The following is a 21,402-nucleotide window of genomic DNA, read 5'->3' as shown; positions in this document are numbered from 1 at the left end:
CCCGGGGCTCAGCAGCAGCCGGCCCCGGGCAGCGTCCGCTTGTTGCGCGCTTCCTTGTTGCGCGCGGCGAGCAGCTCGTCCGCGGGATAGCCGACCTCTTCGAGCGTGAGCCCGTGCGGCCGCACGACGTGCACGGCGGAGTCCCGCACACCCGCCGCGAGCACCTTCCCCGGCCACTCCACGGGCCGGTGCCCGTCCCCCACGAACAGCATCGCGCCGACGAGCGAGCGCACCATGTTGTGGCAGAACGCGTCGGCCCGCACGGTCGCTTCGAGGACCCCGTCGGGCCGCCGCTCCCACCGCAGCTCCTGCAGTGTGCGAATGGTCGTGGCACCCTCACGCCGCTTGCAGTAGGCGGCGAAGTCGTGCTCGCCGATGAGCCGCTCGGCGGCGGCGTTCATGGCGTCGAGGTCCAACTCCCAGTCGTGCCACAGCACATGGCCACGCAGCAGCGGGTCGACACCGCCGGGGTGGTCGGTGACGCGGTAGGCGTAGCGCCGCCACACCGCGGAGAACCGCGCGTTGAACCCGGCGGGCGCCTCGGCGACCTTCCACACCCGCACGTCGTGCGGCAGCCGCCCGGCGAGCCGCCGCAGCAGCTTGTCGCGGTGCTCGTCCCACACGGCCTCGGGCAGGTCCACGTGCGCCACCTGGCCCCGCGCGTGCACCCCGCTGTCGGTCCGGCCCGCGACCGTCAGCTCGTACGTCTCCTGGGACCGCGTCACGGTCCGCAGCGCGGCCTCGATCTCCCCCTGGACGGTCCGCTGCCCCTGGCGCTGCTTGGCCCAGCCGGAGAAGTCCTTCCCGTCGTACGAAAGGTCGAGACGCACCCGTACGAACCCGGGCTCCACTTCATCACTCACACCAACAATCCTCTCAGCACCAGCTCAGCACCAGGTACACGCGAAAGCGGGCCCGCCCCGAAGGGCGGACCCGCTCACAGCAAGGCAGAGCCTCAGGCGTCCTTCGACTCCTCGGCGGCCTCGTCACCCTTGGTCGTGTCGACCTTGGGCTCCGAAACCTCGGCGTCCTTGGCGGCGCGCTTGGTCGCGGCCTCGGCCTCACCGGTGGCCTCCTGGGCCACGGTCAGGGCCTCCACCAGCTCGATGATCGCCATGGGCGCGTTGTCGCCACGACGGTTACCGATCTTGGTGATACGGGTGTAGCCACCCGGGCGGTTCTCGTAGCGCGGGCCGATCTCCGTGAAGAGCGTGTGCACGATGCTCTTGTCGGTGATGACGGACAGCACCTGGCGGCGGTTGTGAAGGTCACCCTTCTTCGCCTTGGTGACCAGACGCTCCGCGTACGGACGCAGACGACGGGCCTTGGCCTCGGTCGTCGTGATCCGGCCGTGCTCGAAGAGCTGCTTGGCGAGGTTCGCCAGCAGAAGCTTCTCGTGCGCGGCGCTGCCGCCCAGACGGGCACCCTTGGTGGGCTTCGGCATGGTGTTTCTCCTTCATCGCTGCACCGGCCGTATCAGGTACCGGTGTCAGTGCCCGGGGGGCGGCTGCCCCGCGGGAAGTTTTCTCTAGTACTGCTCGGTCTCGACGAAGCCGGCATCGGCGTCGTCGTCGGCGCCAAAGGCGTCGGCCGCAGCGGTCGGGTCGAAGCCGGGAGGCGAGTCCTTCAGCGCGAGACCCATACCGTTGAGCTTCATCTTGACCTCGTCGATCGACTTCGCACCGAAGTTGCGAATGTCGAGCAGGTCCGCCTCGGAGCGGGCCACGAGCTCGCCCACCGAGTGGATGCCCTCGCGCTTGAGGCAGTTGTACGACCGAACGGTGAGCTCCAGCTCCTCGATCGGCAGCGCCAGGTCGGCGGCCAGGGCGGCGTCCGTCGGCGACGGGCCCATGTCGATGCCCTCGGCGTCGATGTTGAGCTCGCGGGCCAGACCGAACAGCTCGACCAGGGTCTTACCGGCCGACGCCATGGCGTCGCGCGGACGCATGGCCTGCTTGGTCTCGACGTCGACGATCAGCTTGTCGAAGTCGGTGCGCTGCTCGACACGCGTGGCCTCGACCTTGTACGTGACCTTCAGAACCGGCGAGTAGATCGAGTCGACCGGGATACGACCGATCTCCTGGCCGACCTGCTTGTTCTGGACGGCGGAGACGTAGCCGCGACCGCGCTCGACGGTCAGCTCCATCTCCAGCTTGCCCTTGCCGTTGAGCGTGGCGAGGACGAGGTCGGGGTTGTGCACCTCGACACCGGCCGGGGGCGCGATGTCGGCGGCGGTGACCAGACCGGGACCCTGCTTGCGCAGGTACATCACGACAGGCTCATCGTGCTCGGACGACACGACGAGCTGCTTGATGTTGAGGATGAGGTCGGTGACGTCTTCCTTGACACCCGGCACGGTGGTGAACTCGTGCAGGACACCGTCGATACGGATCGACGTGACCGCCGCACCCGGGATCGAGGAGAGAAGGGTCCGGCGGAGCGAGTTGCCGAGGGTGTAGCCGAAGCCCGGCTCCAGCGGCTCGATGACGAACCGCGAGCGGAACTCGTCGACGACCTCTTCGGTCAGCGACGGGCGCTGTGCAATAAGCATGAAGGAATCCTTCAGTCAGGGGCACCCACTATTTGATGCCCTGAAATCACTACAAGGGTACGGGCGGCACGCCTCCGAAGAGCCGTACCGCCCGAACTCTCAGATCAAGCAGCCTGCGTCAGACGCGGCGGCGCTTGGGCGGACGGCAGCCGTTGTGCGGCGTGGGCGTCACGTCCTGGATCGAGCCGACCTCGAGGCCGGTCGCCTGGAGCGAACGGATGGCGGTCTCACGACCGGAACCCGGGCCCTTGACGAACACGTCGACCTTGCGCATGCCGTGCTCCTGCGCGCGACGGGCAGCCGACTCGGCGGCCATCTGCGCGGCGAACGGCGTGGACTTGCGCGAGCCCTTGAAACCGACGTGGCCGGCGGAGGCCCACGAGATCACATTGCCGGTCGGGTCCGTGATGGACACGATCGTGTTGTTGAACGTGCTCTTGATGTGAGCGTGCCCGTGGGCGACGTTCTTCTTTTCCTTGCGGCGCACCTTCTTGGCAGCGCCCTGACGACCCTTGGGGGGCATCTATAACTCCTACGGGAGGTGGTCGGTCCTGCAGCGTCAGCTGTCGATAGACCGCTGAGCGAGGACTACTTCTTGCCCGGCTTCTTCTTACCGGCGATGGCGCGACGCGGGCCCTTGCGGGTGCGGGCGTTCGTGCTGGTGCGCTGACCGCGGACGGGCAGGCCACGACGGTGGCGCAGACCCTGGTAGCAGCCGATCTCGACCTTGCGACGGATGTCGGCCTGGATCTCGCGACGCAGGTCACCCTCGGTCTTGATGTTCGCGTCCACGTACTCGCGGATCTTGACGAGGTCTTCCTCGGTCAGGTCGCGAACGCGGGTGTTGCGGTCCACCTCGGTGGCGTCCAGCGTCTGCTGGGCCAGCGTGCGGCCGATGCCGAACACGTAGGTGAGGGCGACCTCGATGCGCTTTTCGCGCGGGAGGTCAACGCCTTCAACGCGTGCCATTCATGGCTCCTGTTGATTCTTCGGAGGTCTTCAGCAGAACCACTCCCAGCGGCCGTATGAGGTACCTACTGGGTCCCCGGCCTCCGACCGAGGGTGTCGCCCTCCATTACCTGAATGGAACTGAAGAGGGACGGGTCCTGCGTATCTACTTACTTGCGTCGCGCGAAAATCTGCGAACTGCAGTCGTGCGTCAGCCCTGGCGCTGCTTGTGGCGCGGGTTGTCGCAGATGATCATGACCCGGCCGTGACGGCGGATCACCCTGCACTTGTCGCAGATCTTCTTGACGCTCGGCTTGACCTTCATTGGGTGAGGTTCTCCGGGTCAGTGCCACCACCCCGCGCGAGCGGGATGCGGGCAAGATCTACTTGTACCGGTAGACGATCCGGCCACGCGTCAGGTCGTACGGAGACAGCTCCACCACGACCCGGTCGTCAGGGAGGATGCGGATGTAGTGCATACGCATCTTGCCGCTGATGTGTGCCAGGACCTGGTGGCCGTTCTGGAGCTCCACCTTGAACATGGCGTTCGGAAGAGACTCGACGACAGTGCCTTCGATCTCGATGGCACCTTGCTTCTTGGCCACGCTTCGCCCTTCGAATCGACTACCTTGATCGACTTCATGCTCCGTATGCAGACACACGGATGCACGAGAGCCGACGCGTCAGTCTACGTCAGTGCACTCGGAAAGACGAATCGAGAAAGTCTGCCCCATGCCGTAGATCCTTAAGCAACCGGCTCGCCCACCGGCGCCGCATGCCGCACCGCACTGCCGTGGGCACACGCGCCCAATGCCGCACTGCTGTGGGCACGCGTTCCGCGGGGCGGCACGGGTGGGCACAGCCCACGGCGCCGCCCCGCGAGAACCACGGCTCTCGCCCCGGCGCAGCCGGACCTCAGCCCAGCGGATCCGGGGCCGGAGTCACCCCGTACGCCGCGAGGCGCTCGCGGCCGCAGTCCGGGGCCGTCAGGACGAGGGGGCCCTCCTCCGTGAGGGCGATGGAGTGCTCCCAGTGCGAGGACCACGTGCCGTCCGTCGTGATGACGGTCCAGTCGTCCTCCAGGACCTCCGTGCGCGGAGTGCCCAGCGACACCATGGGCTCGATGGCCAGGCAGAAGCCGGGCACCAGCTTGGGGCCCTTGCCGCGGCGGCGCTCGACGTAGTTCAGGAGGTGGGGGTCCATGTGCATCTCGGTGCCGATGCCGTGCCCGCCGTAGTCCTCGACGATCCCGTACTTCCCGCCGCCCGGCTTCGGCTGCCGGCGGATGTACGTCTCGATGGCACGCGAGATGTCGACGAGCCGGTTGCCCTGCTTCATGGCCGCGATACCGGCCCACATCGACTCCTCGGTCACCCGGGAGAGCTCGACCAGCTCCGGAGCGTGACCGGTACCCACGAACGCGGTGTAGGCCGCGTCACCGTGCCAGCCGTCGACGATCGCGCCGGCGTCGATGGAGATGATGTCGCCGTCCTTGAGGACGGTCTTGTCGTCCGGGATGCCGTGCACGACGACCTCGTTGACCGAGGTGCAGATCGTCGCGGGGAAGCCGCCGTACCCCAGGAAGTTGGACTTCGCGCCGTGCTCGGCGATCACCTTGCGCGCGACGTCGTCGAGATCCTTCGTGGTGGCGCCGGGCACCGCGGCCTCACGGGTCGCGGCGTGAATCGCGGCGACGACAAGGCCCGCCTCACGCATCTTCGCGATCTGCTCGGGGGTCTTGATCTGCACCATGGGGCTTCCGCTCTCCGTCATCCGTCCGACAACCGGCTACGTACGAACCGTCTACGTACACAACAGTACGGCCGCGGTCCCCCGAAGGGCACCGCGGCCGAAACAGCGTACTGGTTACTACTGGCTACTTGTCGCCCTTGAGCGCATCCATCGCGCGCGTGGTGACCTCGTCCACCTTGCCGAGCGCGGAGATCGTCACGACCAGACCCTGGGTCCGGTAGTAGTCGATGATCGGCTCGGTCTGCGTGTGGTAGACCTCGAGGCGCTTGCGGACGGTGTCCTCGCTGTCGTCCTCGCGCTGGTACAGCTCGCCGCCGCAGACGTCACAGACGCCCTCCTGCTTCGGCTTGCTGTACGTCACGTGGAAGACGTGGCTGGAGTCCTTGCGGCAGATGCGCCGACCGGCGATCCGCTTGACGACCTCGTCCTCCGGGACCTCCAGGTCCAGGACGGCGTCGAGCTTCACGTCATCGGCCTTGAGCGCCACGTCCAGCGCCTCCGCCTGCGACACGTTGCGCGGGAACCCGTCGAGCAGGAAGCCGTTCTCGGCGTCCGGCTGCGCCATCCGGTCCTTCGCCATGCCGATGGTCACCTCGTCGGGCACGAGGTTCCCGGCGTCCATGTACGCCTTCGCCTGCTTGCCCAGCTCCGTGCCCTGGCTGATGTTGGCGCGGAAGAGGTCGCCCGTGGAGATGTGCGGGATCGACAGGTTCTTGGCGAGGAACGCGGCCTGCGTTCCCTTGCCCGCACCGGGCGGCCCGACGAGGACGATACGCATCAGCGGAGGAACCCTTCGTAATTGCGCTGCTGGAGCTGGCTCTCGATCTGCTTCACGGTTTCCAGACCCACACCCACGATGATGAGGATGCTCGTCCCGCCGAACGGGAAGTTCTGGTTTGCCCCGAAGCCCACCAACGCCATCGTCGGCACAAGAGCGATCAGACCCAGATACAGCGAACCCGGCCAGGTGATCCGGTTGAGTACGTAGCTCAGATACTCAGCGGTCGGACGGCCAGCCCGGATGCCCGGGATGAAGCCACCATACTTCTTCATGTTGTCGGCGACTTCCTCGGGGTTGAAGGAGATCGCGACGTAGAAGAAGGCGAAGAAGACGATCAGGATGAAGTACGTGGCGATGTAAATCGGATGGTCACCCTTGGTCAGGTTCGCCTCGATCCACGTCTTCCATCCCGAAGTGCCGCCCGCGAACTGGGCGACCAGCGCCGGAATGTAGAGCAGTGACGAGGCGAAGATCACAGGGATGATGCCCGCCTGGTTGACCTTCAGCGGGATGTACGTCGACGTCCCCCCGTAGGACCGGCGGCCGATCATGCGCTTCGCGTACTGGACCGGGATGCGCCGCTGCGCCTGCTCGACGAAGACCACCAGGCCGACCATGACGAGACCGACCGCGATGACCGTGCCGAACTCGATCCAGCCGTCGGCCAGGTCGCCCTGCTCCTTGATGGCCCACAGGGCGGCCGGGAAGGTCGCGGCGATCGAGATGAACATCAGGATCGACATGCCGTTGCCGATGCCGCGGTCGGTGATGAGCTCACCGAGCCACATCACACAGGCCGTACCGGCGGTCATCGTGATGACCATGGTGATCGTGACGAAGATCGACTGGTCGGGAACGATCTCACTGGCGACGGGGCAGCCCTGGAAAAGGGTGCCGGTGCGGGCGGTGGCCACCAGGCCGGTGCCCTGAAGAATCGCGAGCGCGATGGTCAGATAGCGCGTGTACTGCGTGATCTTCGCTGTGCCGGCCTGGCCCTCCTTCTTGAGGGCCTCGAGTCGCGGGATCACCACGGTCAACAGCTGCAGAATGATGCTCGCCGTGATGTACGGCATGATGCCGAGCGCGAAGATCGTGATCTGCAGCAGCGCGCCACCGCTGAACATGTTGACGAGACCGAACAGGCCCTGGTTCGCATTGGCGTTGTCAATGCAGGCCTGGACGTTCTTGTAGTCGACACCGGGGATCGGCACATGCGTACCCACCCGGTAGATCACGATGATGCCGAGCGTGAAGAGCAGCTTCTTGCGCAGGTCGGGCGTCTTGAACGCCCGGGCGAACGCGGTGAGCACGGTGCCTCCTGCGACCCCCGCGCGCGTGCGCCAGAGGTGATGGTCTGAGGATCGACGAATACATATCAGTCAAGAAAACCGTGCGGGCAGACCGCACGGAGCTTAGACAGTGCACGCCACCTTACCGGCGACCGTGCCCCCCTTGGAACGACCAACCGGGGATGCCCCTTTTGTGGGGCATCCCCGGCTGGGAATCGCTCATGTCATCGACACGTCCGAATGAATCAGACGAGCTCGGTGACGGTACCGCCCGCGGCGGTGATCTTCTCCTTGGCGGAGCCGGAGACGGCGTCGACCGTCACCTGCAGCGCCACGGTGAGCTCACCCTGGCCGAGCACCTTGACGAGGCTGTTCTTGCGAACGGCACCCTTGGCGACGAGACCCTCGACGGTGACCTCGCCACCCTCCGGGTACAGCGCGCTCAGCTTGTCGAGGTTCACGACCTGGAACTCGGTCTTGAACGGGTTCTTGAAGCCCTTGAGCTTCGGGAGACGCATGTGGAGGGGCATCTGGCCACCCTCGAAGCGCTCCGGAACCTGGTAACGGGCCTTGGTGCCCTTGGTACCACGACCAGCGGTCTTACCCTTGGACGCCTCACCACGACCCACACGGGTCTTGGCGGTCTTGGCGCCCGGGGCGGGCCGGAGGTTGTGGACCTTCAGCGGGTTCTGCTCCGCCATGTCAGTCGACCTCCTCAACCGTCACGAGGTGGCGGACGGTGTGCACCATTCCGCGGAACTCGGGGCGGTCCTCCTTGACGACCTGCGTGTTGATGCCCTTGAGACCAAGGGAACGCAGGGTGTCGCGGTGGTTCTGCTTGCTGCCGATGTACGACTTCGTCTGCGTGATCTTGAGCTGTGCCATTACGCACCCGCTCCCGCACGCGCACGAAGCAGAGCCGCGGGGGCGACGTCCTCGAGGGGCAGACCACGGCGAGCCGCGATCTCCTCGGGACGCTGCAGGCCCTTGAGGGCCGCCACGGTCGCGTGCACGATGTTGATCGCGTTGTCGGAGCCCAGGGACTTCGACAGGATGTCGTGAACGCCGGCGCACTCGAGCACCGCACGCACCGGGCCACCGGCGATAACACCGGTACCGGGGGAAGCAGGCTTCAGCAGGACGACGCCCGCGGCCTTCTCGCCCTGGATGGGGTGCGGGATGGTGCCCTGGATACGGGGGACCTTGAAGAAGTGCTTCTTGGCCTCCTCAACACCCTTGGCGATGGCGGCCGGCACCTCCTTGGCCTTGCCGTAACCGACACCCACGGTGCCGTCACCGTCGCCCACTACGACGAGCGCAGTGAAGCTGAAGCGACGACCACCCTTGACAACCTTGGCGACGCGGTTGATCGCGACAACGCGCTCAACGTACGCGGTCTTCTCGGCGGCGGCGTTGCCACCGTCGCGACCCTTCCGGTCCCGCCGCTCGCCGCCACCGGCACCGCCACCGCGGCGCTGGGGTCCAGCCATTGGAATTACCTCTCTCTGTTTCCGCTAGCTACGGAACCGACTCAGAACTTGAGTCCGGCTTCGCGGGCGGCGTCCGCCAGGGCGGCGATGCGCCCGGCGTACTGGTTACCACCACGGTCGAACACGACAGTCTCGACACCGGCGGCCTTGGCGCGCTCGGCGACCAGGGCGCCGACCGACTTGGCCTGCGCGGACTTGTCGCCCTCGGCGCCGCGGATCGTGGTGTCCAGGGTCGAGGCCGACGCAAGGGTGTGACCCTTGATGTCGTCGATGACCTGGGCCACGATGTGGCGGTTGGAGCGCGTCACGACCAGGCGCGGACGCTCAGCCGTACCCGAGATGTGCTTACGGATGCGGATGTGACGACGCTTGATGGCAGCACGCTTGTAAGCGTCGCCCTTAGCAATCTTGACACCGTATGCCATGGCTTACTTACCCGCCTTTCCGACCTTGCGGCGGATGACTTCGCCTTCGTACTTGACGCCCTTGGCCTTGTACGGGTCGGGCTTGCGCAGCTTGCGGATGTTGGCCGCAACCTCGCCGACCTTCTGCTTGTCGATGCCCTCGACCGAGAACTTGGTCGCCGATTCGACCTTGAAGGAGATGCCCTCGGGCGCCTCGATCAGGATCGGGTGGCTGTAGCCGAGCGAGAACTCCAGGTTGGAGCCCTTCGCCAGGACGCGGTAACCGACACCGCTGATTTCGAGCTTCTTCACGTAACCCTGGGTCACGCCGGTGATCATGTTCGCCACCAGCGTGCGGGACAGGCCGTGGAGGGCCTTGTTCTGACGCTCGTCGTTCGGGCGGGTGACGTTCAGAACGCCGTCCTCACCCTTAGCGATCTCGATCGGCGCGACGATGGTGTGGCTCAGGGTGCCCTTGGGACCCTTGACCGCGACCGTCTGGCCGTCGATGGTGACGTCCACGCCGGCGGGAACCGTGATGGGGAGCTTGCCAATACGCGACATTAGCTATTCCTCCGTTCCCGACTACCAGACGTAGGCGAGGACTTCCCCACCTACGCCCTTCTTGCCTGCCTGCTGGCCGGTCAGGAGACCGTGCGACGTGGAGATGATCGCCACGCCGAGGCCGCCGAGGACCTTCGGCAGGTTGGTGGACTTCGCGTAAACCCGGAGACCGGGCTTGGAGATCCGCTTGATGCCCGCGATGGAGCGCTCACGGTTCGGGCCGAACTTCAGCTCGAGAACGAGGTTCTTGCCAACCTCGGCGTCCTCGACCTTCCAGCCCGTGATGAAGCCCTCCTGCTGGAGGATCTCCGCGATGTGAGACTTGATCTTGCTGTGCGGCATCGCCACGGTGTCGTGGTACGCCGAGTTCGCGTTACGCAGACGAGTCAGCATGTCCGCGATCGGATCAGTCATGGTCATGAATTGGCCTTCGGCCTCTCTCGCCGGGGTTTCCTATCTGCGCCATCCCTCTCCCCACTCAGAGGCAGGACGGGTGCGGCGCGGGGACCTACGGCGTAGTAAGTCGGTCAGGGCGGCAGACGCCCAACCCTCCTAGCCTAAGCCATCTGGAGGAGGGCGGCTGCCAGCCCTTTACTTACCGAGAGATCCAGGAGTCCCAAAAACCTTCGAAAAGGTGGGGACTACCAGGAGCTCTTGGTCACGCCCGGGAGCTCGCCACGGTGAGCCATCTCACGAAGGCACACGCGGCAGAGGCCGAACTTGCGGTAGACGGAGTGCGGGCGGCCGCAGCGCTGGCAGCGGGTGTACGCACGCACACCGAACTTGGGCTTACGAGCAGCCTTGGCAATCAGAGCCTTCTTCGCCATCTCGCTTACGCCTCCTTGAACGGGAAGCCGAGGTGACGAAGGAGCGCACGGCCCTCAGCGTCGTTGGTCGCCGTGGTGACCACGGTGATGTCCATACCCCGGACGCGGTCGATCTTGTCCTGGTCGATCTCGTGGAACATGACCTGCTCCGTGAGACCGAAGGTGTAGTTGCCACGGCCGTCGAACTGCTTGGGGGACAGACCACGGAAGTCGCGGATGCGCGGCAGCGCGAGCGACAGGGTGCGGTCCAGGAACTCCCACATGCGGTCGCCACGGAGCGTGACGTGGCAGCCGATCGGCTGGCCCTCGCGCAGCTTGAACTGCGCGATGGACTTCCGGGCCTTCGTCACGGCCGGCTTCTGGCCGGTGATCGTGGTGAGGTCGCGGATGGCGCCGTCGATCAGCTTCGAGTCACGGGCGGCGTCGCCGACACCCATGTTGACCACGATCTTGACCAGGCCGGGGATCTGCATGACGTTCTCGTACGAGAACTCCTCACGCAGCTTGTCCTTGATCTCGTCGCGGTACTTCGTCTTGAGACGCGGAGTGGTGGTGGTCGTCATCAGATGTCCTCACCCGTCCGCTTGGCAACGCGGATCTTGTTGCCCTCGTCGTCGAAGCGGTAACCGACGCGCGTGACGACCTTGTTGCCGTCCTTCTCCACGACCAGCTGGACGTTGGAGACGTGGACGGGGGCCTCGGTGGTCACGATGCCGCCGGCCTGCGAGCCGCTGGCGGTCGGGCCGGCCTTCGTGTGCTTCTTGACCCGGTTGACACCCTCGACCAGGACACGCTCGTCGCGCGGGTAAGCGGCAATGACCTTGCCCTGCTTGCCCTTGTCCTTACCGGTGATGACCTGAACCAGGTCGCCCTTCTTGATCTTCATGCTTACAGCACCTCCGGCGCGAGCGAGATGATCTTCATGAACTTCTTCTCGCGCAGCTCACGGCCCACCGGGCCGAAGATACGGGTGCCGCGAGGGTCGCCGTCGTTCTTCAGAATGACGGCGGCGTTCTCGTCGAAGCGGATGTACGAGCCGTCCGGACGGCGGCGCTCCTTGACGGTGCGAACGATGACCGCCTTGACGACGTCACCCTTCTTCACGTTGCCACCGGGGATCGCGTCCTTGACGGTGGCGACGATGACGTCACCGATGCCCGCGTAGCGGCGACCCGAGCCACCGAGAACACGGATGGTGAGAATTTCCTTCGCACCCGTGTTGTCGGCGACGCGCAGTCGCGACTCCTGCTGGATCACGTCTATCTCCTGTTTGTCTGCCGGTTCCCCCGGGGCAGTTCGGTGAACTGCCCCGGGAGCCTGGCGGAACGAACTCCGAGGGGGGTGCCCCTCAGAGGGATTACTTGGCCTTCTCGAGGATCTCGACGATGCGCCAGCGCTTGGTGGCGGACAGCGGACGCGTCTCCATCAGGAGGACGCGGTCGCCGACGCCGGCAGCGTTCTGCTCGTCGTGCGCCTTGAGCTTGTTGGTACGGCGGATGACCTTGCCGTACAGCGCGTGCTTGACGCGGTCCTCGACGGCGACGACGACGGTCTTGTCCATCTTGTCGCTGACGACAAGGCCCTCACGGGTCTTGCGGAAGCCGCGCGCGGCCTTCGTCTCTTCAGTCACGTTGCTCTCGCTCATCAGGCGCTCTCCACCGTCTCGATGCCCAGCTCGCGCTCACGCATCAGGGTGTAGATCCGCGCGATGTCCTTACGGACGGCCTTGAGCCGACCGTGGTTCTCGAGCTGGCCCGTCGCCGCCTGGAAGCGGAGGTTGAACAGCTCTTCCTTGGCCTCGCGAAGCTTGTTGACAAGCTCCTCGTTGCCCAGCTCGCGCAGCTCGGACGCCTTGGTACCGGCCGACATCACGACTCACCTGCCTCGCGCCGGACGATGCGGCACTTCATCGGAAGCTTGTGAGCAGCGCGGGTGAGCGCCTCACGAGCAATCTTCTCGTTCGGGTACGACAGCTCGAACATGACGCGTCCGGGCTTGACGTTGGCGACCCACCACTCCGGCGAACCCTTACCGGAACCCATGCGGGTCTCGGCAGGCTTCTTGGTGAGGGGGCGGTCCGGGTAGATGTTGATCCAGACCTTGCCGCCACGCTTGATGTGACGCGTCATCGCGATACGAGCTGCCTCGATCTGACGGTTCGTCACGTACGCCGGGGTCAGCGCCTGGATGCCGTACTCGCCGAACGCAACCTGCGTGCCACCCTTGGACATACCGCTGCGCTTCGGGTGGTGCTGCTTGCGGTGCTTGACCCTACGGGGGATCAGCATTTCGGTCAGGCCTCCGTTCCGGTGCTCTCAGCAGCCGGAGCAGCGGCGGGCGCCTCGGCCTTGGGGGCCTCGGCGGCCGGAGCCGACTGCTGCGGCTTGCGGCCGCGACCGCCACGCTCGCCACCGCGGCCACCACGGGCCGGGCGGTCGTTGCCACCACGGGCCGGGCGGTTGCCGGCGCGGGCAGCGGCGTTCTCGGCGCGGACCTCGGCGATGTTCTTGACGTCGCCCTTGTAGATCCAGACCTTCACGCCGATACGGCCGAAGGTCGTCTTGGCCTCGAAGAAGCCGTAGTCGACGTTGGCGCGGAGCGTGTGCAGGGGCACGCGGCCCTCGCGGTAGAACTCCGAGCGCGACATCTCGGCGCCGCCGAGACGGCCACCACACTGGATCTTGATGCCCTTGGCGCCCGCCTTCATCGCCGACTGCATGCTCTTACGCATGGCGCGACGGAAGGAGACGCGGGAGGACAGCTGCTCCGCCACGGCCTGGGCCACGAGCTGAGCGTCGACCTCGGGGTTCTTGACCTCGAGGATGTTCAGCTGGACCTGCTTGCCCGTGAGCTTCTCGAGGTCACCGCGGATGCGGTCGGCCTCGGCGCCACGGCGGCCGATGACGATGCCGGGACGAGCGGTGTGGATGTCCACACGCACGCGGTCACGGGTGCGCTCGATCTCAACCTTCGAGATGCCGGCGCGCTCCATGCCGGACGTCATCATCCGACGGATGGCGACGTCTTCCTTGACGTAGTCCTTGTACAGCTTGTCGGCGTACCAACGCGACTTGAAGTCGGTCGTGACACCGAGCCGGAACCCGTGCGGGTTTACCTTCTGGCCCATTACCGGGTTCCTTCCTTGCTGCTGACGACCACGGTGATGTGGCTGGTCCGCTTACGGATCCGGTAGGCACGGCCCTGAGCACGCGGACGGAACCGCTTCAGGGTCGGGCCCTCATCCACGTACGCCTCGCTGATGACCAGCGAAGAGGCGTCGGTGTGGTCGTAGTTGTGCGCGGCGTTGGCAATGGCGCTGTCCAGCACCTTGCCGACCGGCACGCTCGCGGCCTGCGGGGCGAAACGCAGGACCGCCTGAGCCTCCGTGGCATCCATGCCACGGATGAGGTCCACCACGCGGCGGGCCTTCATGGGCGTGACGCGGATGTACCGCGCCTGGGCCCTGGCTTCCATGGTTGTCCCTTCGGTGTTAGTCATAGTCGTTCCACCCCGCGTTAGCGGCGCTTCGACTTCCGGTCGTCCTTGACGTGGCCGCGGAAGGTGCGAGTCGGCGAGAACTCGCCGAGCTTGTGGCCGACCATCGACTCGGTGACGAACACCGGGATGTGGGTCTTGCCGTTGTGCACCGCGATCGTGTGACCCAGCATGCTGGGAATGATCATCGAGCGACGGGACCAGGTCTTGATGACGTTCTTGGTGCCGGCTTCGTTCTGGACGTCCACCTTCTTTACGAGGTGGTCGTCGACGAAGGGCCCCTTCTTGAGACTGCGCGGCATCTAAACCCGCTCCTAGCGCTTCTTGTTCGACTTGCGGCGACGGACGATGTACTTGTTGCTCGCCTTGTTGCGATCACGAGTACGACCCTCCTTCTTGCCCCACGGCGAGACCGGGTGACGACCACCGGAGGTCTTGCCTTCACCACCACCGTGCGGGTGGTCGACCGGGTTCATCACGACACCACGCACGGTCGGGCGGACGCCCTTCCAGCGCATGCGGCCGGCCTTGCCCCAGTTGATGTTCGACTGCTCGGCGTTGCCGACCTCGCCAATGGTGGCGCGGCAGCGGACGTCGACCAGACGGATCTCACCGGACGGCATGCGAAGGTGCGCCATGGCGCCTTCCTTCGCGAGCAGCTGCACGGAGGCACCCGCGGAGCGGGCGAACTTCGCGCCGCCGCCGGGCCGCAGCTCGATGGCGTGGATGGTCGTACCGACCGGGATGTTGCGCAGCGCCATGTTGTTGCCGGGCTTGATGTCGGCGCCGGCGCCACTCTCGATCCGGTCACCCTGCTGCGTGCCGCGCGGGGCGAGGATGTAGCGCTTCTCGCCGTCCGCGTAGTGCAGCAGCGCGATGCGCGCGGTGCGGTTGGGGTCGTACTCGATGTGCGCGACCTTGGCCGGCACGCCGTCCTTGTCGTGGCGACGGAAGTCGATCACGCGGTAGGCGCGCTTGTGGCCACCACCCTGGTGGCGAACGGTCACACGACCGGAATTGTTACGGCCGCCCTTGCTGTGCAGCGGGCGAACCAGCGACTTCTCCGGCGTGGACCGCGTTACCTCGACGAAGTCGGCTACGGAGGAGCCACGGCGGCCCGGCGTAGTCGGCTTGTACTTGCGGATTCCCATTTCTCAGTCCTCGTCCGATATTCGGACCAGGGCGCTCCGTTAGGAGGCCTGGCCGAAGATGTCGATACGGTCGCCCTCAGCAAGGGTCACGATGGCGCGCTTGGTGTCGGCACGCTTGCCGAAACCGGTGCGCGTACGCTTCCGCTTGCCCTGACGGTTGATCGTGTTGACGCCGGTGACCTTGACCGAGAAGACCGCCTCGACGGCCTGCTTGATCTGGGTCTTGTTGGCGCCCGGAGCCACGATGAACGTGTACTTGCCCTCGTCGAGCAGCGCGTACGACTTCTCGGAGACGACCGGCTTGACGAGGACGTCGCGCGGGTCCGAGAAGGACTTGCTCAGCGGGGTGGGCTCAACGGCGATCTTGCCCTCGGTCGCGATGCGCTTCGCCTTGGCGACGCGCGCGGCCTTGGCGGCCTTCGCAGCCTTGGACGCGATGCTCTGGTGACGGATGGCCATCAGGCTTCGCTCCCTTCGGTGTCGGTGGCCTTCGGGCCGGACACGAAGGACTCGAACGCGGCCTTGGTGAAGACCACGTCGTCCGAGACGAGCACGTCGTACGTGTTCAGCTGGCCCGGCTCCAGGATGTGGACCTGGGGCAGGTTGCGGGCGGAGAGCAGCGACAGCTCGTCCGAGCGCTCGATGACCAGGAGCACGTTCTTGCGCTCGCTGACCTTGCCGAGCAGGCTCTTCGCGGCCTTCGTCGAGATCTCGCCCTCGACCACGCCGGAGACGACGTGGATGCGGGAGTTGCGCGCCCGGTCGGTGAGGGCGTGACGCAGGGCGGCAGCCTTCATCTTCTTGGGGGTGCGCTGGGAGTAGTCACGCGGCACGGGGCCGTGGACGACGCCACCGCCGGCGAACTGCGGCGCACGGGTCGAACCCTGGCGCGCGCGGCCGGTGCCCTTCTGGCGGTAAGGCTTCTTGCCACCACCACGGACTTCACCGCGGGTCTTGGTCTTGTGCGTGCCCTGACGGGCCGCGGCCAGCTGCGCGACGACGACCTGGTGGATCAGCGGGATGCTGATCTTCTCGACGTCGAAGATCTCCGCGGGGAGCTCGACCGTCCCGGTCTTGTCGCCTGCCGGCGAAAGGATGTCAATGGTGCTCATGGGTTACCTCAGGCCCCCTTGGCCGCGGTACGGACCAGGACGAGGCCGCCGTTCGGACCGGGGACCGCGCCCTTGATGAGCAGCAGACCCTTCTCCGCGTCAACGGCGTGGACGGTCAGGTTCTGGGTGGTGACCCGCTCGTTGCCCATGCGACCCGCCATGCGCATGCCCTTGAAGACACGGCCGGGGGTGGCACAGCCACCGATGGAACCGGGCTTGCGGTGCACGCGGTGGGCACCGTGGGAGGCCTTGCCGCCGTGGAAGTTGTGACGCTTCATCACACCGGCGAAGCCCTTGCCCTTGCTCTTGCCGGTGACGTCGACCTTGATACCGGCCTCGAACGTCTCGGCAGTCAGCTCCTGGCCGAGGGTGTACTCGCTGGCACCAGCGGTACGGATCTCGACGAGGTGGCGACGGGGGGTCACGTCGGCCTTGGCGAAGTGGCCCTTGAGGGGCTTGTTCACCTTGCGCGGGTCGATCTCGCCGAAGGCGATCTGGACCGACTCGTAGCCGTCGCTGTCATTCGTACGGACCTGGGTAACGACGCAGGGCCCGGCCTTGACCACGGTCACCGGGACGACACGGTTGTTCTCGTCCCAGACCTGGGTCATGCCGAGCTTCTCGCCCAGGATGCCCTTGATCTGCTTGGTCATCTTCTTCGCGCCCTTCAGAGCTTGATCTCGATGTCAACGCCGGCCGGAAGGTCCAGGCGCATCAGCGAGTCAACGGTCTTGGGGGTCGGGTCGAGGATGTCGATCAGGCGCTTGTGCGTGCGCATCTCGAAGTGCTCGCGAGAGTCCTTGTACTTGTGCGGCGACTTGATGACGCAGTACACGTTCTTCTCAGTGGGCAGCGGCACCGGGCCCGCGACCGACGCACCAGTGCGAGTCACCGTCTCGACGATCTTCTTCGCCGAGGAGTCGATGACCTCGTGGTCGTAGGCCTTGAGCCGGATGCGGATCTTCTGTCCCGCCATGGCTACTTAGTAGTCCTTTGTCTCGAACGCTCTGGCTCCCGATAGGCCCTTTTTTCTACTTCCTCCGACCCACGCGGTCGGGCGTGTCGCAGTCCCGCTCACACAGTTCTCCCGAAGGAGAATCCCTGCTAGGGGCTGCGGCCCTGATGACCGCGGGTCCGGGGGAAGAAACCCACCGGGCGCCTGGCTGAACCACCGCGCTGCACTTCCCGAAAGATTCCCGTACGTCCGCCCCAGCGCTGCCTGCGGGCCTTTACGGGCCCTGCGACAGATAAGGCGACGAGTACTGTGGGACTCGCTTCCGGTCCTCCCGGCGGGAGGCGCGCAGCATCGGCACTCAACCGAGCAACCATGACAGTCTGCCATACGGGGCACGTCTGGTGCCAATCGAGCCGAAGAGCGTACCCCTTGAGTGACGCAGATCAAACCCGGGACGCGCCGCCACAGCACGCGTCACGCGCACAGAAGGGCCCGTACGACCGAAGTCGTACGGGCCCTTCCGCTACTGCGAGGTACTGCTGTGCGCTCAGTTCAGAGCGACCGGGCGACCCCGATCAACGCGCAAGCGGGAAGCTTACTTGTTGATCTTGGTGACCTGGCCGGCGCCGACGGTCCGGCCACCCTCACGGATGGCGAACTTCAGGCCCTCTTCCATGGCGACGGGCTGGATGAGCTCCACGGACATCTCCGTGTTGTCACCCGGCATGACCATCTCGGTGCCCTCGGGGAGGGTCACGACGCCGGTCACGTCCGTCGTACGGAAGTAGAACTGCGGGCGGTAGTTGTTGAAGAACGGGGTGTGACGGCCACCCTCGTCCTTCGACAGGATGTAGGCCTGGGCCTCGAACTCGGTGTGCGGCGTGACCGAACCGGGCTTGATGATGACCTGGCCGCGCTCGACGTCCTCGCGCTTGATGCCACGGAGGAGCAGACCGACGTTCTCACCGGCCTGGCCCTCGTCGAGCAGCTTGCGGAACATCTCGATGCCGGTGACCGTGGTGGTGGTCTTCTCGGTCTTGATGCCGATGATGTCGACGGTCTCGTTGACCTTGAGGACACCACGCTCGATGCGGCCGGTGACGACGGTGCCACGACCGGTGATCGTGAAGACGTCCTCGATCGGCATCAGGAACGGCTTGTCGACGTCGCGCTCGGGCTCCGGGATGGACTCGTCCACGGCCTTCATGAGCTCGAGGACGGTGTTGCCCCACTCCTTGTCGCCCTCGAGGGCCTTCAGAGCGGACACCTTGACGACCGGCAGGTCGTCGCCCGGGAACTCGTACTCGGAGAGGAGCTCACGGACCTCGAGCTCGACGAGCTCCAGGATCTCCTCGTCGTCCACCATGTCGGCCTTGTTCAGGGCGACAACGATGTACGGAACGCCGACCTGGCGGGCCAGGAGCACGTGCTCCTTGGTCTGCGGCATCGGGCCGTCGGTGGCGGCGACCACGAGGATGGCGCCGTCCATCTGCGCGGCACCCGTGATCATGTTCTTGATGTAGTCCGCGTGACCGGGGCAGTCGACGTGGGCGTAGTGACGCGCCTCGGTCTGGTACTCGACGTGCGCGATCGAGATCGTGATACCGCGCTGGCGCTCCTCGGGAGCCTTGTCGATCTGGTCGAAGGCCGAGGCCTCGTTCAGGTCGGGGTACGCGTCGTGCAGCACCTTGGTAATGGCGGCCGTGAGGGTCGTCTTACCGTGGTCAATGTGACCGATGGTGCCGATGTTGACGTGCGGCTTAGTCCGCTCGAACTTCGCCTTCGCCACTGGGTCCTCCTGGGAGTGGTTCTGTACGCCTTGCTTCATCGGCGCCAGGTGATCTTTGCTGGGAAGCCAGCCGCCGGGGTTCTCGCCCTGCTGGGGTCGAACCCCGGCGGATGGTGTCAAGCCTAAAGCGTTAACTCGGGTGAGTTACTCGCCCTTGGCCTTCGCGATGATCTCCTCGGCGACGTTCCGCGGAACCTCGGCGTAGGAGTCGAACTGCATTGAGTAGCTTGCGCGACCCGACGTCTTGCTGCGGAGGTCTCCGACGTAGCCGAACATCTCCGAGAGGGGCACGAGGCCCTTCACGACGCGAGCGCCGCTGCGCTCCTCCATGGCCTGGATCTGGCCACGGCGGGAGTTGATGTCACCGATGACATCGCCCATGTAGTCCTCGGGCGTGGTGACCTCGACGGCCATCATCGGCTCGAGCAGCACGGGGCTGGCCTTGCGCGCGGCCTCCTTGAAGGCCTGCGAACCGGCGATCTTGAAGGCGAGCTCGGAGGAGTCGACCTCGTGGTAGGCGCCGTCGATGAGCGTGACGCGAACGCCCGTCATCTCGTAGCCCGCCAGGATGCCGAACTGCATGGCCTCCTGAGCACCCGCGTCCACCGAAGGGATGTACTCCTTGGGGATGCGGCCACCCGTGACCTTGTTCACGAACTCGTACGACGCGTCGCCGCCCTCGATGGGCTCGATCGCGATCTGCACCTTCGCGAACTGACCGGTACCACCGGTCTGCTTCTTGTGGGTGAAGTCGACGCGCTCGACGGCCTTGCGGATCGTCTCGCGGTACGCCACCTGCGGCTTGCCGACGTTCGCCTCGACGCGGAATTCGCGCTTCATGCGGTCGACGAGCACCTCGAGGTGAAGCTCGCCCATACCACCGATGATGGTCTGGCCGGTCTCCTCGTCCGAGTGAACGCGGAAGGAGGGGTCCTCCTCCGAGAGACGCTGGATGGCGACACCCAGCTTCTCCTGGTCACCCTTGGACTTCGGCTCGATGGCGACCTCGATGACCGGCGCCGGGAAGTCCATGGACTCCAGGATCACCGGCTGCTTGTCGTCGGAGAGCGTCTCACCCGTGGTGGTCTGCTTCAGGCCCATCACGGCGACGATGTCGCCGGCGCCCACCGAGTCGATCTCCTCACGCTTGTTCGCGTGCATGCGGTAGATCTTGCCGATGCGCTCCTTCTTGCCCTTGACGGAGTTCAGCACCGCGGTGCCGGAGTCCAGGCGACCGGAGTAGATCCGGACGAAGGTGAGCTTGCCGAGGTGCGGGTCGCTCGCGATCTTGAACGCGAGGGCCGACAGCGGCTCGTCGTCGGACGGCTTGCGCTTGACGACCTGCTCCGGGTCCTTGACGTCGTGGCCCTCGATGGCCTCGACGTCCAGGGGGGAGGGCAGGTAGCGCACGACCGCGTCGAGCAGGGGCTGGACGCCCTTGTTCTTGAACGCGGTACCGCAGAAGACGGGGGTGACGGTGGTGTCGCCGCCCTTGCCGGAGGCGATGGTGATGCGACGGATCGCCGCGTACAGCTGGTCCACCGAGGGCTCCTGGCCCTCGAGGTACAGCTCCATCATCTCTTCGTCGTTCTCCGCGACGGCCTCGAGGAGCTTGCCGCGGTACTCCTCGGCAGCCTCGGTGTGCGTGTCGGGGATGTCGACGATGTCGTAGGCCTCGCCCATCTTGGTCTCGGCGGACCAGACGAAGGCCTTCATGGTGACGAGGTCGACGACGCCCTTGAAGTCAGCCTCTGCGCCGATGGGCAGCTGCATGACCAGCGGGGTCGCACCGAGGCGGTCGACGATCATGTCGACGCAGCGGTGGAACTCGGCACCCGTGCGGTCGAGCTTGTTGACGAAGCAGATACGCGGGACGCCGTAGCGGTCCGCCTGACGCCACACGGTCTCGGACTGGGGCTCAACGCCGGCGACACCGTCGAACACCGTCACGGCACCGTCGAGCACGCGGAGCGAACGCTCCACCTCGACGGTGAAGTCGACGTGGCCCGGGGTGTCGATGATGTTGATGGTGTGATCGACGTCGTTCAGCGGCCAGTGACAGGTGGTGGCAGCAGAGGTGATCGTGATGCCACGCTCCTGCTCCTGCTCCATCCAGTCCATCGTCGCGGCGCCGTCGTGGACCTCACCGATCTTGTACGAGACACCGGTGTAGAACAGGATCCGCTCGGTGGTCGTCGTCTTGCCCGCGTCGATGTGGGCCATGATGCCGATGTTGCGCACCTTGGCCAGGTCAAGTGAAGTGGTAGCCATGTCGGCTCAGTCTTCTCTCGGTC

33 protein-coding genes are annotated in these 21,402 nt (G+C 65.8%); all 33 read right to left on the bottom strand.

Annotated features, from left to right (window positions below):
* Nucleotides 1-8: 8 nt before the first annotated feature.
* The gene (gene truA, locus ACZ56E_RS07100; protein ID WP_471211950.1) at nt 9-863 is read right to left on the bottom strand and encodes a tRNA pseudouridine(38-40) synthase TruA; all 855 of its coding nucleotides are present in this window, start codon (nt 861-863) and stop codon (nt 9-11) included.
* A 92-nt stretch (nt 864-955) separates the two neighbouring features.
* On the bottom strand, nt 956-1,444 hold the full coding sequence (gene rplQ / locus ACZ56E_RS07095; RefSeq protein ID WP_398300211.1) for a 50S ribosomal protein L17: 489 nt from the start codon (nt 1,442-1,444) through the stop codon (nt 956-958).
* Nucleotides 1,445-1,528: 84 nt separating this feature from the next.
* Nucleotides 1,529-2,551 carry a DNA-directed RNA polymerase subunit alpha gene (locus ACZ56E_RS07090; protein WP_016645160.1) on the bottom strand — a complete coding sequence of 341 codons (1,023 nt, stop codon included), beginning with the start codon at nt 2,549-2,551 and terminating at the stop codon, nt 1,529-1,531.
* Between the two features lie 118 nt (nt 2,552-2,669).
* Entirely contained in the window at nt 2,670-3,074 is a 405-nt protein-coding gene (rpsK, locus tag ACZ56E_RS07085) for a 30S ribosomal protein S11 (protein WP_003948617.1), read from the bottom strand.
* A gap of 65 nt (nt 3,075-3,139) precedes the next feature.
* Nucleotides 3,140-3,520 carry a 30S ribosomal protein S13 gene (gene rpsM / locus ACZ56E_RS07080; RefSeq protein WP_030782528.1) on the bottom strand — a complete coding sequence of 127 codons (381 nt, stop codon included), beginning with the start codon at nt 3,518-3,520 and terminating at the stop codon, nt 3,140-3,142.
* A 190-nt stretch (nt 3,521-3,710) separates the two neighbouring features.
* Nucleotides 3,711-3,824: a 50S ribosomal protein L36 gene (rpmJ, locus tag ACZ56E_RS07075; protein ID WP_003948619.1), complete on the bottom strand. Its 114-nt coding sequence runs from the start codon at nt 3,822-3,824 to the stop codon at nt 3,711-3,713.
* A 58-nt stretch (nt 3,825-3,882) separates the two neighbouring features.
* Nucleotides 3,883-4,104, bottom strand: coding sequence for a translation initiation factor IF-1 (gene infA, locus ACZ56E_RS07070; protein ID WP_003948620.1), 222 nt, complete (start codon nt 4,102-4,104; stop codon nt 3,883-3,885).
* Between the two features lie 310 nt (nt 4,105-4,414).
* A complete protein-coding gene (gene map / locus ACZ56E_RS07065) occupies nt 4,415-5,251 on the bottom strand; it encodes a type I methionyl aminopeptidase (RefSeq protein ID WP_468604503.1) in 837 nt (278 codons plus the stop codon).
* Between the two features lie 124 nt (nt 5,252-5,375).
* Nucleotides 5,376-6,029 carry an adenylate kinase gene (locus tag ACZ56E_RS07060; RefSeq protein ID WP_471211946.1) on the bottom strand — a complete coding sequence of 218 codons (654 nt, stop codon included), beginning with the start codon at nt 6,027-6,029 and terminating at the stop codon, nt 5,376-5,378.
* Entirely contained in the window at nt 6,029-7,342 is a 1,314-nt protein-coding gene (secY, locus tag ACZ56E_RS07055; RefSeq protein WP_468604501.1) for a preprotein translocase subunit SecY, read from the bottom strand. Before secY ends, ACZ56E_RS07060 begins: the two co-directional genes overlap by 1 nt.
* Nucleotides 7,343-7,566: 224 nt before the next feature.
* Nucleotides 7,567-8,022, bottom strand: a complete 456-nt coding sequence (rplO, locus tag ACZ56E_RS07050) for a 50S ribosomal protein L15 (protein ID WP_062775150.1) — start codon at nt 8,020-8,022, stop codon at nt 7,567-7,569.
* Nucleotide 8,023: 1 nt separating this feature from the next.
* Nucleotides 8,024-8,206: a 50S ribosomal protein L30 gene (gene rpmD, locus ACZ56E_RS07045; protein WP_005481207.1), complete on the bottom strand. Its 183-nt coding sequence runs from the start codon at nt 8,204-8,206 to the stop codon at nt 8,024-8,026.
* Nucleotides 8,206-8,811, bottom strand: coding sequence for a 30S ribosomal protein S5 (rpsE, locus tag ACZ56E_RS07040; protein WP_055564834.1), 606 nt, complete (start codon nt 8,809-8,811; stop codon nt 8,206-8,208). The genes rpmD and rpsE overlap by 1 nt, the downstream gene beginning before the upstream one ends.
* Nucleotides 8,812-8,852: 41 nt before the next feature.
* Nucleotides 8,853-9,236, bottom strand: a complete 384-nt coding sequence (gene rplR / locus ACZ56E_RS07035) for a 50S ribosomal protein L18 (RefSeq protein WP_398300201.1) — start codon at nt 9,234-9,236, stop codon at nt 8,853-8,855.
* Nucleotides 9,237-9,239: 3 nt separating this feature from the next.
* Nucleotides 9,240-9,779: a 50S ribosomal protein L6 gene (gene rplF, locus ACZ56E_RS07030; RefSeq protein WP_055527119.1), complete on the bottom strand. Its 540-nt coding sequence runs from the start codon at nt 9,777-9,779 to the stop codon at nt 9,240-9,242.
* A gap of 21 nt (nt 9,780-9,800) precedes the next feature.
* Complete coding sequence (gene rpsH, locus ACZ56E_RS07025; protein ID WP_018528360.1) at nt 9,801-10,199, bottom strand: 30S ribosomal protein S8; 399 nt, start codon at nt 10,197-10,199, stop codon at nt 9,801-9,803.
* Nucleotides 10,200-10,420: 221 nt separating this feature from the next.
* Nucleotides 10,421-10,606, bottom strand: coding sequence for a type Z 30S ribosomal protein S14 (locus tag ACZ56E_RS07020; RefSeq protein ID WP_003956452.1), 186 nt, complete (start codon nt 10,604-10,606; stop codon nt 10,421-10,423).
* Between the two features lie 5 nt (nt 10,607-10,611).
* Nucleotides 10,612-11,169 carry a 50S ribosomal protein L5 gene (gene rplE, locus ACZ56E_RS07015; RefSeq protein ID WP_362994433.1) on the bottom strand — a complete coding sequence of 186 codons (558 nt, stop codon included), beginning with the start codon at nt 11,167-11,169 and terminating at the stop codon, nt 10,612-10,614.
* Nucleotides 11,169-11,492: a 50S ribosomal protein L24 gene (gene rplX, locus ACZ56E_RS07010; protein WP_016645174.1), complete on the bottom strand. Its 324-nt coding sequence runs from the start codon at nt 11,490-11,492 to the stop codon at nt 11,169-11,171. Before rplX ends, rplE begins: the two co-directional genes overlap by 1 nt.
* 2 nt (nt 11,493-11,494) lie before the next feature.
* Entirely contained in the window at nt 11,495-11,863 is a 369-nt protein-coding gene (rplN, locus tag ACZ56E_RS07005) for a 50S ribosomal protein L14 (protein ID WP_003974257.1), read from the bottom strand.
* Nucleotides 11,864-11,963: 100 nt separating this feature from the next.
* Nucleotides 11,964-12,251, bottom strand: a complete 288-nt coding sequence (gene rpsQ, locus ACZ56E_RS07000; protein WP_164321735.1) for a 30S ribosomal protein S17 — start codon at nt 12,249-12,251, stop codon at nt 11,964-11,966.
* Nucleotides 12,251-12,475, bottom strand: coding sequence for a 50S ribosomal protein L29 (gene rpmC / locus ACZ56E_RS06995; RefSeq protein ID WP_006347226.1), 225 nt, complete (start codon nt 12,473-12,475; stop codon nt 12,251-12,253). Before rpmC ends, rpsQ begins: the two co-directional genes overlap by 1 nt.
* Nucleotides 12,475-12,894 (bottom strand): 50S ribosomal protein L16, encoded by a 420-nt coding sequence (gene rplP / locus ACZ56E_RS06990; RefSeq protein ID WP_055698227.1) that lies wholly within the window; start codon nt 12,892-12,894, stop codon nt 12,475-12,477. The genes rpmC and rplP overlap by 1 nt, the downstream gene beginning before the upstream one ends.
* Nucleotides 12,895-12,899: 5 nt before the next feature.
* Entirely contained in the window at nt 12,900-13,733 is an 834-nt protein-coding gene (rpsC, locus tag ACZ56E_RS06985; protein WP_055564829.1) for a 30S ribosomal protein S3, read from the bottom strand.
* Complete coding sequence (gene rplV, locus ACZ56E_RS06980; RefSeq protein ID WP_004571827.1) at nt 13,733-14,080, bottom strand: 50S ribosomal protein L22; 348 nt, start codon at nt 14,078-14,080, stop codon at nt 13,733-13,735. The genes rpsC and rplV overlap by 1 nt, the downstream gene beginning before the upstream one ends.
* 41 nt (nt 14,081-14,121) lie before the next feature.
* The gene (gene rpsS, locus ACZ56E_RS06975) at nt 14,122-14,403 is read right to left on the bottom strand and encodes a 30S ribosomal protein S19 (protein WP_125514475.1); all 282 of its coding nucleotides are present in this window, start codon (nt 14,401-14,403) and stop codon (nt 14,122-14,124) included.
* Between the two features lie 12 nt (nt 14,404-14,415).
* On the bottom strand, nt 14,416-15,252 hold the full coding sequence (gene rplB, locus ACZ56E_RS06970; RefSeq protein ID WP_268772968.1) for a 50S ribosomal protein L2: 837 nt from the start codon (nt 15,250-15,252) through the stop codon (nt 14,416-14,418).
* A gap of 39 nt (nt 15,253-15,291) precedes the next feature.
* Complete coding sequence (gene rplW / locus ACZ56E_RS06965; protein ID WP_055564827.1) at nt 15,292-15,711, bottom strand: 50S ribosomal protein L23; 420 nt, start codon at nt 15,709-15,711, stop codon at nt 15,292-15,294.
* Nucleotides 15,711-16,364 carry a 50S ribosomal protein L4 gene (gene rplD / locus ACZ56E_RS06960; RefSeq protein WP_150171088.1) on the bottom strand — a complete coding sequence of 218 codons (654 nt, stop codon included), beginning with the start codon at nt 16,362-16,364 and terminating at the stop codon, nt 15,711-15,713. The genes rplW and rplD overlap by 1 nt, the downstream gene beginning before the upstream one ends.
* 8 nt (nt 16,365-16,372) lie before the next feature.
* Nucleotides 16,373-17,017 (bottom strand): 50S ribosomal protein L3, encoded by a 645-nt coding sequence (gene rplC, locus ACZ56E_RS06955; RefSeq protein ID WP_030782583.1) that lies wholly within the window; start codon nt 17,015-17,017, stop codon nt 16,373-16,375.
* A gap of 14 nt (nt 17,018-17,031) precedes the next feature.
* Nucleotides 17,032-17,340, bottom strand: a complete 309-nt coding sequence (gene rpsJ, locus ACZ56E_RS06950) for a 30S ribosomal protein S10 (protein WP_003948644.1) — start codon at nt 17,338-17,340, stop codon at nt 17,032-17,034.
* Nucleotides 17,341-17,914: 574 nt separating this feature from the next.
* Nucleotides 17,915-19,108 (bottom strand): elongation factor Tu, encoded by a 1,194-nt coding sequence (gene tuf, locus ACZ56E_RS06945; protein WP_150171078.1) that lies wholly within the window; start codon nt 19,106-19,108, stop codon nt 17,915-17,917.
* A gap of 144 nt (nt 19,109-19,252) precedes the next feature.
* The gene (gene fusA / locus ACZ56E_RS06940; protein WP_468604495.1) at nt 19,253-21,379 is read right to left on the bottom strand and encodes an elongation factor G; all 2,127 of its coding nucleotides are present in this window, start codon (nt 21,377-21,379) and stop codon (nt 19,253-19,255) included.
* Nucleotides 21,380-21,402: the final 23 nt, after the last annotated feature.

This window comes from Streptomyces sp. NPDC039480 (assembly GCF_055597165.1).
The sequence above is the reverse complement of the archived record's forward strand: the minus strand, read 5'-3'. Positions and strand labels throughout refer to the sequence as shown.